This is a genomic window from Mobilicoccus caccae (assembly GCF_030161635.1).
GTDB classification, from domain to species: domain Bacteria; phylum Actinomycetota; class Actinomycetes; order Actinomycetales; family Dermatophilaceae; genus Mobilicoccus; species Mobilicoccus caccae.
This window is the reverse complement of sequence record NZ_BSUO01000001.1, coordinates 3,117,593-3,131,006: the sequence shown is the minus strand read 5'-3', so window position 1 is coordinate 3,131,006 and position 13,414 is coordinate 3,117,593. Positions and strand designations below refer to the sequence as shown.

Annotated in this window: 11 protein-coding genes and 1 pseudogene; 5 read left to right on the top strand and 7 right to left on the bottom strand. The window is 70.0% G+C overall.

Translation table 11 applies throughout. The annotated features are described in order from the left end of the window. Positions 1-34: 34 nt before the first annotated feature. From citC to QQK49_RS15335, 3 genes are all read right to left on the bottom strand, one after another. Positions 35-1,075 carry a [citrate (pro-3S)-lyase] ligase gene (gene citC, locus QQK49_RS15345; protein ID WP_284304688.1) on the bottom strand — a complete coding sequence of 347 codons (1,041 nt, stop codon included), beginning with the start codon at positions 1,073-1,075 and terminating at the stop codon, positions 35-37. A 215-nt stretch (positions 1,076-1,290) separates the two neighbouring features. Further along, positions 1,291-1,530, bottom strand: coding sequence for a hypothetical protein (locus QQK49_RS15340; protein ID WP_284304687.1), 240 nt, complete (start codon positions 1,528-1,530; stop codon positions 1,291-1,293). A gap of 230 nt (positions 1,531-1,760) precedes the next feature. Next, on the bottom strand, positions 1,761-2,258 hold the full coding sequence (locus QQK49_RS15335) for a LytR C-terminal domain-containing protein (protein WP_284304686.1): 498 nt from the start codon (positions 2,256-2,258) through the stop codon (positions 1,761-1,763). Between the two features lie 189 nt (positions 2,259-2,447). Here QQK49_RS15335 and QQK49_RS15330 point away from each other — a divergent pair. From QQK49_RS15330 to QQK49_RS15310, 5 genes and pseudogenes are all read left to right on the top strand, one after another. Continuing rightward, a pseudogene (locus tag QQK49_RS15330) lies at positions 2,448-4,012 on the top strand (helicase HerA-like domain-containing protein). 80 nt (positions 4,013-4,092) lie between these two features. Then, positions 4,093-4,860: a FadR/GntR family transcriptional regulator gene (locus tag QQK49_RS15325; RefSeq protein WP_284304685.1), complete on the top strand. Its 768-nt coding sequence runs from the start codon at positions 4,093-4,095 to the stop codon at positions 4,858-4,860. 126 nt (positions 4,861-4,986) lie between these two features. Then, entirely contained in the window at positions 4,987-6,462 is a 1,476-nt protein-coding gene (locus QQK49_RS15320; RefSeq protein ID WP_284304684.1) for a four-carbon acid sugar kinase family protein, read from the top strand. Further along, positions 6,459-7,349, top strand: a complete 891-nt coding sequence (locus QQK49_RS15315) for an NAD(P)-dependent oxidoreductase (RefSeq protein WP_284304683.1) — start codon at positions 6,459-6,461, stop codon at positions 7,347-7,349. The genes QQK49_RS15320 and QQK49_RS15315 overlap by 4 nt, the downstream gene beginning before the upstream one ends. Beyond that, positions 7,346-8,701: a GntP family transporter gene (locus QQK49_RS15310; protein ID WP_284304682.1), complete on the top strand. Its 1,356-nt coding sequence runs from the start codon at positions 7,346-7,348 to the stop codon at positions 8,699-8,701. The genes QQK49_RS15315 and QQK49_RS15310 overlap by 4 nt, the downstream gene beginning before the upstream one ends. A 172-nt stretch (positions 8,702-8,873) precedes the next feature. Here the strand turns inward: QQK49_RS15310 and QQK49_RS15305 are convergent, their stop codons facing one another. From QQK49_RS15305 to QQK49_RS15290, 4 genes are all read right to left on the bottom strand, one after another. Beyond that, complete coding sequence (locus QQK49_RS15305) at positions 8,874-10,487, bottom strand: hypothetical protein (protein ID WP_284304681.1); 1,614 nt, start codon at positions 10,485-10,487, stop codon at positions 8,874-8,876. Positions 10,488-10,545: 58 nt separating this feature from the next. Then, on the bottom strand, positions 10,546-10,893 hold the full coding sequence (locus tag QQK49_RS15300) for a hypothetical protein (protein ID WP_284304680.1): 348 nt from the start codon (positions 10,891-10,893) through the stop codon (positions 10,546-10,548). Then, a complete protein-coding gene (locus QQK49_RS15295; protein WP_284304679.1) occupies positions 10,839-12,077 on the bottom strand; it encodes a hypothetical protein in 1,239 nt (412 codons plus the stop codon). Before QQK49_RS15295 ends, QQK49_RS15300 begins: the two co-directional genes overlap by 55 nt. 253 nt (positions 12,078-12,330) lie before the next feature. Next, positions 12,331-13,236, bottom strand: coding sequence for a hypothetical protein (locus QQK49_RS15290; protein WP_284304678.1), 906 nt, complete (start codon positions 13,234-13,236; stop codon positions 12,331-12,333). Positions 13,237-13,414 lie beyond the last annotated feature (178 nt).

Sequence of the window (13,414 nt, the reverse complement as noted above, 5' to 3'; positions counted from 1 at the left end):
AGTGTCCCGGCGAGGGAGTCGTCGACGATGCGCATCAGCTACCTCCGGTGGTGGATGTCAGGAGTTCGAAGGTCGGCCGGGGGACGAGTCCGCGCAGGCCGTCGAGGTCGCCGTCGCGCAGCCGCCGGCGCACCTCGGTCGCCGAGATCGCGGTCGCCTCGCGTTCGAGCCGTGGGATCTCCACGACCTGCACCGGCGGGGCGCCGTCGGTCAGGTCGCGTCGTTCGAGCCAGTGGTGCATGTCGGTGTTGTAGCGGCGGGTCACGGCGCAGTAGGGCTCGGTGCCGACGTAGCGGTGGGTGATGCCGAGCGCGGGCGCGATGTGTTGACGAAAGATGAGCAGGTCGACGGCAGTGGCGACGAGGTCGACGATGCCGCGGTCCTTGAGGAAGTACGTGGGGAACGTGGCCTTGCTGACGACGTACTTGGTGCCGGGGTGGACGTGGATGCGGTCACGCAGGTCCATCTCGGCCACGCCCGCGCGCACGAGGGCGAACCGCTGGTCGAAGGGGAACTGGGAGGCGTCCTCCCGCACGACGAACACGTGCAGGTAGTCGCACTCCATCGCGGCGCGGGTCAGCAGGTGCCGGTGCCCGAGGGTGAAGGGGTTGGCGTTGAGCACGACCCCGCCGACGCGCTCGCGCAGACGGCGGTAGATCTGCAGTTCCTCGGTGTAGGCGTGGATGCCGCGCGGGGTGTTCTCCATCATCAGCACCGTGTCGGGCACCGTGACGATGGGGTGGAATCCGCAGGCGGTGAACGCCTGTTCGTTGCGCGGGGAGGTGTAGAGGAACAGGTGGGAGTGGCCGCGGTCGAGCGCGAGGAACGACAGCTCGAGGATCAACCGGGGCAGGAGGTCCTGGCCCTGCATCTCGTCGCTGACGGCCACGCACTTGACGACGTCGCCGGCGAGCCCGGCGCAGCCGTGCAGGGTGCCGTAGTGGCGGGCCAGGAGGAAGACCTCGATGCTCGCGTCGAGTTCGAGGCCGTGCTGCGCCAGGAACCGGCGGATCTCCTCGATCTCCTCGGGGTGGACGGCGGGGCTCACCGTGGAGAGGTCGATCTCCTCCAGCACGGCGCCATCTCCTTCGCGGACCTCGGTCGACACCCGCGTCCGAAGCCCCCGACGGGACGTGGCGTCGTCCTGATCAGCGTAGGCTCGGCGCCCGCGCCGCCGCCGGAGTTCGGCCAGATCCGGGGCCGTCGGCGCATGGGCCGAGGACGACTGCCTGGAGACTGCGTGCAGCAGGCGTGAACGACGAACGGCTCGTGACCGCGCGCTGCATCCCCTCAGTTGCAGCGCAGGACACGAGCCGTCGAGCGTCGTGATGCGTGGGCCGGCCGGTCAGGCGGCCGCTTCGAACACCGCCGCGTCGAGGTCCTCGAGGAGGTCATCTCCGTCAGGAGGCCCTCCAGCGCGGCGCGCTGGTCGTCGTCCCAGGGCGTGAACGCGGCCTCGATGACGGCGACCGATCCGGTCAGGTCCGCGAGTGCGATCCGCAGCTTGTCGTGAATGGTGCTGGTGCTCATGATCTTTCCCCGATCTGTGCGTCCGGCCCCCGCCGGGTGTCGGCCCCGTGCCGACACCTGCCTATCGGCGGGGTGGGCGGATGTCCAAGAGGATTTTCGAGAAACTTGACGACTGTTCTGGTCGCTCGATCCACTCGCGTCCTGCCCTCGCGAATCCCCTTGCACCACAAGACGAACGTGACCCGGTGGAGAGTTCCCTGGTGAGGGCCGTGAGCTGACGCGGCGCCGCCTCAGCAGGTCGGCGGATCCGCCGGCGGGGTCACGGCGTCGAACCCCTCGCCGATGACGAGGTCGATGCGCGTGTCGGCGCGGTCGACCTGGACCATGACGGCACCCCGCACGTGCCGGGCGAGGACCGCGGCCCCGTCCTTGCCCTTGGTGCCGTGCCGGATCTCGGCCGGGCCGGTGAGCTTGGTGCCCGCGGGGGCGTTGCCGACGGTCCCGACCTCGAACCGCTGGGCACGCAGGGTGTCGGCGGCGACACCCGCGAGGCCGGCGCGGGTGGTGGCGTTGAGGACGTCGACGGTGACACCCGCCGGCGGTTCGAGACACGTGGAGCTGGGGGACGGCGCCGCGGAAGGTGGCGTCCTGGCGCTCTGGATCCCGTCGAGGAGGCGGAGTCCGGCGAAGATCAGCAGCACGACGAGGAGCAGCAGCAGCCCGAGGCGGATCGCGCGTCGCCGGCGGCGGCGATCCGTCGGCATCCCGCCCGTGTACGCGTAGCTCACCTGCGTCCTCCTCGCATCGCCTGCCCCGTGACTGTCGGAGGCGCCCTCACTCCTCGATGGTGCCACGCCGACGTCGCAGGTCAGGATCACCAGGGGTGCCCCGCGCCGCCCCGAGCGCCTACTCTGCCCGGTGTGAGTACCGAGCAGCTCGACGCCATCCGATCCGGTTACGCCACCACGGGGGCGGCGATGCATCTGGGGGCCGCGGTCTCCGGTGCGTCGACCTCGCCCACCGCCCACCCCGACGTGCAGGTGAGTCTCCCGCTGTCGGTGCTCAACCGGCACGGCCTCGTCGCCGGGGCCACGGGCACCGGCAAGACCAAGACGTTGCAGCTCATGGCCGAGCAGTTGTCGACCGCGGGCGTGCCGGTGTTCCTCGCCGATATGAAGGGCGACCTGTCCGGCCTCGGAGCTCCGGGCGCGCCCTCGGAGCGCACCTCCCAGCGCGCGGCCGACGTCGGGCAGACCTGGGAGGCGGCGGGATTCCCCGTCGAGTTCTTCAGCCTCGGTGGCCGTGGCAGCGGCATCCCCATGCGGGCCACGATCACCGACTTCGGTCCGATGCTCCTGTCGAAGGTGCTGGGGTTGAACGCGATCCAGACCTCCAGCCTCGGCCTGGTCTTCCACTACGCCGACAAGCGTGGCCTGCCGCTGCTCGACCTCAAGGATCTGCGCGCCGTCGTGCAGCACCTCACCTCGGACGAGGGCAAGGCCGACCTCAAGGAGCTCGGCGGTCTCTCTTCGGCGACGGCCGGAGTGATCCTGCGCTCCCTGATCGCGTTCTCCGACCAGGGCGCCGACGTGTTCTTCGGCGAGCCCGAACTCGACACGGCCGACCTGCTGCGCACCTGTGAGGACGGCCGCGGTCTCATCTCCTGCCTCGAACTCCCCGCCGTGCAGGATCGCCCGGCGATGTTCTCGACCTTCCTCATGTGGCTGCTCGCCGACCTCTTCCAGGACCTCCCCGAGGTCGGCGACGTCGACAAGCCGAAGCTCGTGTTCTTCTTCGACGAGGCGCACCTGCTGTTCGACGACGCGAGTAAGGAGTTCGTCGACCAGATCGAGCAGACCGTCCGCCTCATCCGCTCCAAGGGCGTCGGGGTCTTCTTCGTCACGCAGAGCCCGCGCGACGTGCCCGCCGGGGTGCTCGGGCAGCTCGGCAACCGGGTGCAGCACGCCCTGCGCGCGTTCACCCCGGAGGACGAGAAGGCGCTGCGCGCGACCGTCAAGACCTTTCCCAAGAGCGAGTACGACCTGGGAGAACTGCTGACCAGCCTGGGGATCGGCGAGGCGGTCGTCACCGTCCTGTCCGAACGGGGCGTGCCGACGCCGGTGGCCTGGACGCGGATGCGGGCGCCGCAGTCGCTCATGGCGCCCATGGAGGAGGCACGGATGCAGGAGGTCATCGCCGCCTCCCCCTTAGGGCCAAGTACGAGGAGGCGGTGGACCGGGAGTCCGCGTACGAGAAGCTCGCCGCACGCGTCGCCGGTGCAGGCGAGGCTGCCGAGGGCGGCGCCGGGCAGACGGCACCCGAGGCGGATCGACCTGCATCACAAGGCGGCCCGCAGCCCATCCCGATCCCGCAGGACTCCGAACCCCGCCGTGAACGGGCCCGGGAACGTCAGGACCCGGGCATGCTCGAGCAGGTCATGGAGAACCCGATGATGCGCTCGATGCTGCGCAGCGCCGGCACGGCCATCGGCCGCGAGATCACCCGCAGCATCTTCGGAACGGCCCGCCGCCGCCGACGCTGAACCACCCTCGAACCGCCCCGAACCGCCTCCGATGAGAGGCGGTTCGAGGTTTTCCGGCGGGTCATCGGGGCGGATGGTCCGTGACGAATCGCCTCGAGTTCGTATCCTGGGTGCGCATCTGGCCGGCCGACAAGGAGGACCTCGTGGCACGCGAGCGGCTGGTACAGCAGACCGTCGATCATCTGCTCGAACGCATCGTCGGGGGTGAGCTCGACATCGAGGCGCCCCTGCCGGCGCAGTCCGTCCTCGCCACCGAGCTGCACGTCAGCCGCCTGACGGTGCGGGAGGCCGTCGAGACCCTGCGTTCGCGCGGCATCGTCGACGTGCGGCACGGCAGCGGCACGTACGTGATGCCCCCGACGGAGTGGACCGACGCCGACGCCATCAGCGCGTTCGTCGGGCGCGAGGGCGCCGGAGATCAGGTGTCGCTGCAGGTCATCGAGGTGCGTCGCATGATCGAGGTGGGTGCCGCCGAGACGTGTGCGTACCGGCGGACCGAGGCCGATCTCGTCGAGCTCGACCGGCTGGTGGAGGTCATGCGCGAGACGCACGAGCGCGACGACCTCGACGGTTTCGTCGTCGCCGACATGGCCTTCCACGGGGTCATCCTGCGCGGGTGCCGCAACCCCTTCCTCGCCGTGGTGTACGAACCCCTCATCCGGGTCCTGCGCAAGACGCGCGCCCAGACCTCCGCCGTGCCCGTCATCCGCGAGCACGCCATCGCGCACCACACCGCGATCGCCGCGGCCGTCCGCGCGGGCGACGGGCCGGGCGCCCGTGAGGCGATGCGTGCCCACATGAGCCAGACCTCCGACGACCTGCGCATCCACGTCCTCGACCGGTCCTGAGGCAGGGCACGTCCGCCCCGACTCGCGCGACGACTCGCCCGCCGGAACTGGGGGTTGTGTCCGGCGCCGTCGTCTCCTAGGGTCTCTCATCAGATATCTGATGAGTCGATCTCAAAGGAGAGATCCATGGCCGTTGCTCTGTCCGATCTGCTCGCGGACGTCCCGGACGGGGACGAGGTGGGGGCCGACCAGGTCGCCGACGCCGTCGCCCGATCCGGCCGGGTGCTCGTCGTTCTCGACGACGACCCGACGGGGACGCAGTCCGTCTCGAACCTGCCCGTCATCACCGGCTGGTCGCCCGACAGCCTCCCGGCGAGCCTGGAGTGGGCGTTCTCCACCGGGGCCCCCGCGGTCTACGTCATGACGAACTCGCGCAGCCTCGGCCCCGACGACGCCGCGCAACGCAACCGCGATGTCGCCGCCGCCGCGTTCCAGGCCGCCGCGACGACGGGCCGCCCGATCGGGTTCGTCTCCCGCTCCGATTCCACTCTGCGGGGCCACTTCCCGCTCGAGACCGACGTGCTCGCGGAGGTCGTGGAGCAGCAGTCGGGGGAGAGCGTCGACGGCGTCGTGCTCGTCCCGGCGTTCGGCGACGCGGGCCGCATCACGGTCGGTGGCGTGCACTACATGGGCACGGCAAAGGACGGGTACACCCCCGTGGCGGAGACGGAGTTCGCGACCGACGCCACCTTCGGCTACTCCCACTCCGACCTGCGGGCATGGGTGCAGGAGAAGACCGACGGCCGGATCCGCGCCGAGGACGTCGAGGTCCTCGACCTCACCACCCTGCGCACCGACCGCGCGGCGGCCGTGGCCCTCCTGACCGGGCTGTCCGGCGGCACCCCGGTCGCCGTCGACATCGTCACCGAGAACGACTTCCGCCTGCTGGCCCTCGCGCTGGACGAGGCCGAGACCCAGGGCGCCCGCCTGCTCTACCGCGTCGGACCGCCGTTCGTGCGCGGTCGGATCGGGCAGGAGCAGCGCACGCCGCTGACGTCCGAGGAGGTCGACCGCATCCGCGCGAGCCGCGAGCAGCACGAAGGCGATTCGGCTGACGTCGGTGGGCTGGTGGCCATCGGCTCCCACGTCGGCCTCACCACCCGCCAGCTCGAACGGCTGCGCGCCGACCGCGGCCTGGTCGAGGTCGAGATCGACGTCCACGCGGTGCTGGACGACGCCACGCGGCAGCCGCATCTCACCGAGCTGATCCACCGGGCGGCCGAGGCGCTGACCAGCGGAGACGTGATCGTGCGCACCAGTCGCACCCTCGTGAAGGGTGAGAACGCAGAGGAATCCCTGGCCATCTCGCGGCGGGTCTCCTCCGCGCTGGTCGACGTCGTCGCCGGAGTCCTGAAGGTGCGTCCGCCGCGGTTCGTCGTGGCCAAGGGCGGCATCACCAGCTCCGACGTCGCCGAGCACGCCCTCGGCATCGAGCGGGCCATCGCCGTCGGCCCGATGCTCCCCGGCATCGTCTCGCTGTGGGAGCCGGTCGACGGCCCCGCTCGCGGCATCCCCTACATCGTGTTCGCCGGCAACGTCGGCGACGCGTCCTCCCTGTCGGCCGTGGTCGACACCCTCTCCTCGAAAGGTCACCAGGCATGACGACGGTCGCAGTGTTGGGACTGGGGGCGATGGGCCTACCCATGGCCCGCCATCTGTCCGGGAGTTTCGCTGTGCGCGGCTTCGATCCGCTGCCCGAGCGGGCCGCGATGTTCGACGGCGGACGCACCTCGGCCCGTGAGGCGGCCGAGGGCGCCGACGTCGTGCTGGTCGCCGTCCGCACCGCCGATCAACTGCGTGAGCTGCTGTGGGGTGAGGCCGGGATCGCCGGCGCGCTCACCCCGGGCGGGGTCGTGCTGTTGACCTCGACGGTGGGCATCCAGGCGGTGCGCGACATCGCAGGCCGGCTGGACGAGGCCGGGCTGCACCTCGTCGACGCGCCGGTCTCCGGCGGACCGACCCGGGCCGGTGACGGCTCGCTGCTGGTCACCGTGGGTGCCACCGACGAGGGGTACGCGGCCGCCGGTGCCGTGCTCGAGGCGATGGCCGGGACGCTCGTGCGCGTCGGCGACAAGCCGGGGGACGGGCAGGCCATGAAGACCGTCAACCAGTTGCTCTGTGGGGTGCACATCGCCGCCGGCGCAGAGGCGCTCGCGCTCGCGGACGCCCTCGGGCTGGACCCGGCGGTCGCCCTGGAGACGCTCGGGGCGGGTGCCGCGCAGTCGTTCATGCTTGGTGACCGTGGCCCGCGGATGCTGCAGGCCTACGACGAGGACGGCGCCGAGGTGCGCAGTCGTCTCGACATCTTCGTCAAGGACATGGGCATCGTCGGTGACGCTGCTCGTGGGGCCAAGCTGGCCACCCCGATCGCCGCCGCCGCCGAGCAGCTCTACCTGCTCGGGCAGGCCGCCGGCCTGGAGGCCTCCGACGACTCCAGCGTCATCACCGTCGTCGCGCCGTCGCGCCGCCAGAAGGAGGCACAGGCATGAGCACCGCTTACCTGCTCGGGCTCGCGGTGGTCGCCATCGCGAGCCTGCTGTTCCTCGTCATCAAGCTGAAGATGCCGGCGTTCGTCGCGATCCTGCTCGTCGCGGGTGCCACGGCGCTCGCCGGTGGGATCGCCGTCGGGGAGGTGATCCCGACACTGACGGCCGGCATGGGCAAGACACTCGGGTCGGTGGCGATCATCGTGGGTCTGGGCGCGATGCTCGGCCGCATGATCGAGGCCTCCGGCGGCGCGGAGCGATTGGCGCGCACGTTCACCGACAAGCTGGGGCAGAAGCGGGTCATCGCGGCGGTGACCGCTGCGGCGTTCGTCCTCGGCATCCCCGTGTTCTTCGACGTGGGGTTCATCATCCTCGCCCCGATCGTGTTCGGGTTCGCTGCCGTGGCCGGCATCTCGCCCCTGCGGATCGGATTGCCGGTGGCCGCAGTGCTGCTCGCGGTCCACGTCGTCGTTCCGCCGCACCCGGGCCCGGTGGCCGCGGCGGCGACGCTCGGCACCGACCCCGGCCTGTTGACGATCATCGGTCTGCTCGCGTGCATCCCGATGAGCGTCGTCTGCTTCTTCGTGAGCAAGAAGATGAACCTCGAGAAGTACACGCTCGGCGACTCGCCCGCCACCGCCGCCCTGGAGGCCAGCGAGCACACGCCGGAGGCGGGCAAGCGGACTCCGGGCGCGGGGATGGTGCTGGCGCTGATCCTCATCCCGCTGGGGTTGATCATGGTCGGCACGACCGGCGCGATGCTGCTGCCCGAGGGTGACCCGATGCGCGGCTGGCTCGGGTTCGTCGGCGCCCCGGCGTTCGCGCTGATGATCGGCGTGCTGCTCGCGTACGTGCTGGTCAGCCGCAATCAGGGCTGGGACATGACGCGCCGCGGCGACATCATGGACTCGGCGCTGCCGACGGTGGCGGTCATCATCTTCGTCACCGGCGCCGGTGGCGTGTTCGCCAACGTGCTCATCGAGACGGGCGTCGGTGCGGCGCTGTCGGGCACCCTCGCCGGGATGGGCATGCCGCTGTTGTTGAGCGCGTACCTCATCGCCGCGTCGCTGCGGATCGCGCAGGGCTCGGCGACGGTCGCCATCCTCACCACGGCCGGGCTCGTGCAGTCGTCGGTGGCGGAGGCCGGCCTCAGCCCGGTGGAGAACGTGCTGGTCCTGTGCGCCATCGCCTTCGGCGGATACATCGCCTCGCACATCAACGACTCCGGCTTCTGGATCGTCACGCGATACCTGGGCCTCTCGGTCGCCGACGGCATCAAGACCTGGACGCTCCTGTCGACCATCGGTTCGGTCGTCGGCTTCGCGACGGTCGCCGCGGTCTGGGCGGTGGTCTGACCCGACGACACGCCCGGGACGGTCCGCCGACGCCGACCCTAACCGCTCGCTACCACGATGCTGCGCCCGTGCTCCTCCTACAGGAGGAGCACGGCCGCAGTCCGGTGTGTGTGAGTCGATCTGACGACCCCCGGGCCTCGAGGAGTACCTCGCCGGTGCTCGGTGAGAACGTTCAGCGTCCGTACGCGACGCCGTCGAGGCGCAGCGTCTTTCCGTTCGGTCCGTTGTGCACGACGGTGACGACGTGCTTGCCCCAGGACACCGGAATCGGCTTGAGCACCTGACGCACCTTGGTGTTCTTGTGGCGCGTGTTCACGGTGGCGACGCGTCGCCCGTCGACGTAGATCGCGGCGGGGGCGCCGGTGGGTGAGGTGCCGAACCACAGCATGATGCGGTTGGTGGTCGGCGTCTTGGCGGTCCAGGCCGAGTTGCGTTGCGGGGTGATGGCCATGGTGCCGCCGACGGCGCCGTTCTGCTTGATCATCCGCCACGTCCGCCCCGGGGCCGACCTGACGTCGGTGGGGAACCACACGGTCGTCGCCGACGACCACGGCGACACGCGTCCGTTCGCGACCGCCTGCGCGGTGACCTCGATGATGCTGCCCGGCTTGGCGCGCATGACGGCGGAGCGGGCGCGGGTCTCCTGGGTCCAGGGGCGCCACGGTGCCCGTGCGCGCACGTTGTTGCCGGTCAGGGTGATGACGCGGTACCGCACGTTGAATTTGCTGGTGGCCGGGTAGCCCGCGGGCGGTGCCCACTGGACGGTGCTCGCCCCGAGCATGAGGGACTCCGTCGAGGCCCGCACGGTGGGAGCCGCGGGCTTGGTCGCGGGTCCGCCGAGCTTGATGACCCACTCGGTGGTGCCGGAGAGGGCGTAGGCCTTGGGGTCGGCGCTCACGGCCTGCACCTCGACGGAGGTCTTCGTTCCGACCGGAACCTCGATGGTCGTGGCCTTCTCCGACGTCTTCTGAGGCTTGCCGTCGACGATCCACGTGACGCCGGGGACGTGCTTGACGGTGACGATGTTCGGCCCGCGCCCGGCCGGCTTGGTCTTGGTGGCGGGGATCGGGTCGCCCAGTCGCAGCGTCGGAATCCTGTTGTCGGGCACCTGGACCGAGGAGGTGGCGTCGAAGGTGTGAGTCCAGCGGGTCTGGTCCTCCGGCAACGGAATACCGTCCGGTGTCGCGAGGCGGAATCCCTTGTCGGGAGTCGCCGTGACGGTGACCGTGCCCTTGCCCGGCGAGACGCCCGGCTTGCCGGAGTACTTCACACCCCGCACCGACGGGATCGTCACGGTGTCGTTGGCCGACCCCACCTCGTCGACGAACGTCGGCTCCGCCGGCTGCACACAGTCCTCGTTCGTGAGCTTGAACTGCTCGGTGCCCCGAGTGTTGTCCGAGCCCGCGAGCAGGAGTGGGAGGTACTCGAAAGTGCCGTTGCCCGTGTACTGCAGCACCCTGATGAGCAGAAACGACTTCGAGTCGTCATCGGTGCGTCGCCAGGAATCGCCGATCCGGATGAGGCCCCGCTTGAATGCGGCCTCTTCCTCTGCGCTCAGGCCGTCGGGTATCGGTGTTGTGGCCTTCTTCGGCGCCTTTCCGTCGGGGAGCACCTGCAGCCAGTACGACCCGCGGACGTCGATATCGAGGAAGTCGACCCGGCCGCAGCCGTCGGTGATGGTCACCTCGGGATCGCTCGTTGCCGCGTGCGCGGTGGTCACGGGGACCAGCGCGGTCAGCGCGGCGGCGGCCGCGACGGAGATCTTCGTACCCAATCCGTGGGTCATGGCTGTCTCTTCCGTGAGAGGTGGAGTCGTGCCGGCGGGCGCACCGCCGGCGGTCGAATCAGGGGGTGGGCTGGATCAGGCGGTAGTCGCGCTCGATCTTGGTGGTCACCACGGGAGTGGCGCCGGTGCCGAAGTCGACGGTCATGCTCGTCGCGCCCGTGTTCGTGATGTCGGTGGCCTTGATCGCCAGCGTCTTGTTCGACGTCCTCGTCCCGCTCGTGGTCGAGTACTTGGCGGACCAGGAGACGACGCCCTCGGCCGGGGTGAACGTGGCGGTGGTGCCAGAGACGACACCCTGGTTGACGCGGGCGATGTCACGAGCGTCGCTGGTGAACGCGTACTCCGTTTTCGTCAGCTCGGACGTGCCGACGGTGAACCCGCGGTTGGCGACAGGCTTGACGAACACCTTGGCGGTCGCCTCCCCTTGGTGAAGCGCGGCTTGTAGGTGGCGACGCCGGTCTTGTCGGCCTTGACCGCCTTGTAGACGATCTTCTCGCTGCCGTCCCTCTGCTTGACCGGCTGACCGACCCACCAGGTGAACGAGCGGTCGCTCGTGAGCTTGAGCGTGTCCTTGGCCGTGCCCGCGAGGTCGCTCTCCTTGATGTCCTCGTTCTTGACCACCTTGGCGGCCATGGCGCCGTCGGTGAAGTCGACGTCCTTCGGTGCATATCCGTCGGGAAGCTGGTAGCCCTTCAGCGCCAGCGCCTCGACCTTGACCTTGTTCGCCACGAGGTCGTCGGGGTCGACGCGCAGGTAGGCGGTGCCCTTGACCGTCACCTTCTTGGTGCTGCTGCCGATCTTCCACACGACTCCGGGCAGACCTTCGATCTTGACGGTCTCGTAGGCGGCGCCCGGGCCGTAGCCCTTGTGAGCGTCGGCGGGGTTGTCACCGACGCTGACACGGTCGTTGAGCGTCGCCGGGAGGATGACGGTGTCGGCCTCGGTGAGCGTGTTGGTGAAGGTGGGGGCCGTTTCGGACAGGGTGTAGCCGGCATCAGGGGCCACGGTGACCGCGGTGCTCCCGGGCACGGCCGGCACCACGCGATCGGTCTTCGTGCCGAAGGACGCACTGTCGTAGGTGGCGGTGGTGGATCCGGTGGTCACGGTCCAGACGACACCCTTGACGTTGGTCAGGGTCACCGAATCCCTCTTGCCGGGAACGTCGTTCCAGGTCGCCGAGATCGTGGACACGTCCACGGGAGGTGCAGGCGTGCTGCTGGGGGCGGGGAAGGTCCACTGAGAGGGCAGTCCCGCCGGCACGGTAAAGGTGTACTTCGGGTCACCGGTCACTGCGGCAAAGGTGACTGTCGAGGCGGCGGTGACGGGGGAGTCCGCGACGGACTTGCCACCGGTGAATGCGACGGAGGTCCCATTCAGCTTCCAGTCGATCCCGGGAACGTTCGTGAACTGGATGGAATCGTTGTCCGACCCGGGTCGGTCGATGAGGCGCGGGTACTGAGACGCCTTGATGGCGAGGGCCTTCGGAGCGGTCGCGGCCGTGGCCGGCACGGCGAGACCCACGCCGGTGAGGCCGAGGGCGACGGTGGCGGCGATGGTCCGGGCGGTGCGCACGGGGCGAGCGGTGCTCATGAGGTCCTTCTCTCTGATGTCTTCATCCGTGAAGCGGTGAGGGTCTCGTGGGATGCCCACGACGCTCGTGGCCCGTGCTGCGGGGTGCAGTCGGAACGTCGTCCTGTACGGCCGACCACAGCGCGGTGCGATCCTCCCGAATGTCACGAATGCATAACGGAGGCGATGGCGTTGAAGGGTCACACAACTCGTGAACGCCGGTTGGATGCATCCGGCGCGGGCTCGCGGCCGGACCTCGGCGCTCGGGTGCTCCCTACGAGAAGGCGGTGATCGTGTTGTCGCTGCGTTCGGGGGTGGCGACCTGGGCGGTGCGTTCGGCGAGTTCGTCCCACGAGACTCCCGTGAGCGCGCACAGGATGCTGCGCAGGGCGACGACGGCGGCGAGGGTGCCGTCGACGCAGGTCGCGTTGTCGGGGTAGCCGGTGGCGCGCAGGACGGCGCCTTCGATGACCAGCCCGAGGACCTTGGAGAGGTCGATGAGGCTGTCTTCGTGCAGGTTGATCGGGAGCTGGTAGGCGGTGCCGATGGCGGCGTAGCTCGCGGCCCACAGGGCGAGTTGCACCTCGTAGTTGCGGGCGACGTAGCCGCGGATCGTCTCGTCGCGGGGGAACATCAGCCGCATGACGTTCTGCAGGCGGTAGAGGTGCCCGATGGGGGAGCGTTCGGTCTCCTCGGTGGCGATGCGGGTGATGAGCTCCCCGAACGTGAGCTCCGGGATGGCCTGCAGCAGCCGCGCGTGGGACTCGGTGAGGCGGGTGGTGTGCACCGCCGGCCGGAAGAGGTAGGCGGCGAGGTCGAGCTGGTAGTTGGCCGCGAACGTCCACCGTCTGATGAGGCGGGCCTTGTTGGCGCTGCCCGGGTCGACGCCCTGCTCACGGCACATGTCGCGGAACGACTCCATCACCCGCTCGACCGGCAACGTGTCGAACAGGCCGTTCGCGTTGGTGTAGGCGACGTGGGAGTCGTGGTTCGCCTCACGGTCGAGCACGGCCTCCCCGAGCGCGCGGATGCCCGCCTCGAGCAGCCACCGCACCTCCGGCTCGTTGGGGTCGCGGGGCTCGGGGCCGCGGCGGGTCGTCAGCTCCGCCAGGTGGGTGACGACTCCCGTGAGGTCGTCGTCGTTGGGCGTCGCGTACGGACAAGCTGATAGCCCCGACATGCTGTCCCCTTCGTGAGACTTCCTCGCGACATTCTCCCCGGCGAGAGCACGCGAGCGCGCGAAACAGCCCCGGCGACTTCGCTGCGTCCGGGCACACCGCGTGACGACCGCCCCGCCGACGCCTGGTGAGGCCGTGGAGTCACCTCGCCCACCAGGGGTGTCGGGGCGGTACAGGCCA

Excerpts from the sequence above, each read along its gene's own strand:
- QQK49_RS15340 (WP_284304687.1), bottom strand. The coding sequence starts at position 1,530 with ATGAGCACCAGCACCATTCACGACAAGCTGCGGATCGCACTCGCGGAC.
- QQK49_RS15320 (WP_284304684.1), top strand. The coding sequence starts at position 4,987 with ATGGCCGTTGCTCTGTCCGATCTGCTCGCGGACGTCCCGGACGGGGAC.
- QQK49_RS15315 (WP_284304683.1), top strand. The coding sequence starts at position 6,459 with ATGACGACGGTCGCAGTGTTGGGACTGGGGGCGATGGGCCTACCCATG.
- QQK49_RS15310 (WP_284304682.1), top strand. The coding sequence starts at position 7,346 with ATGAGCACCGCTTACCTGCTCGGGCTCGCGGTGGTCGCCATCGCGAGC.
- QQK49_RS15305 (WP_284304681.1), bottom strand. The coding sequence starts at position 10,487 with ATGACCCACGGATTGGGTACGAAGATCTCCGTCGCGGCCGCCGCCGCG.
- QQK49_RS15295 (WP_284304679.1), bottom strand. The coding sequence starts at position 12,077 with ATGAGCACCGCTCGCCCCGTGCGCACCGCCCGGACCATCGCCGCCACC.
- QQK49_RS15290 (WP_284304678.1), bottom strand. The coding sequence starts at position 13,236 with ATGTCGGGGCTATCAGCTTGTCCGTACGCGACGCCCAACGACGACGAC.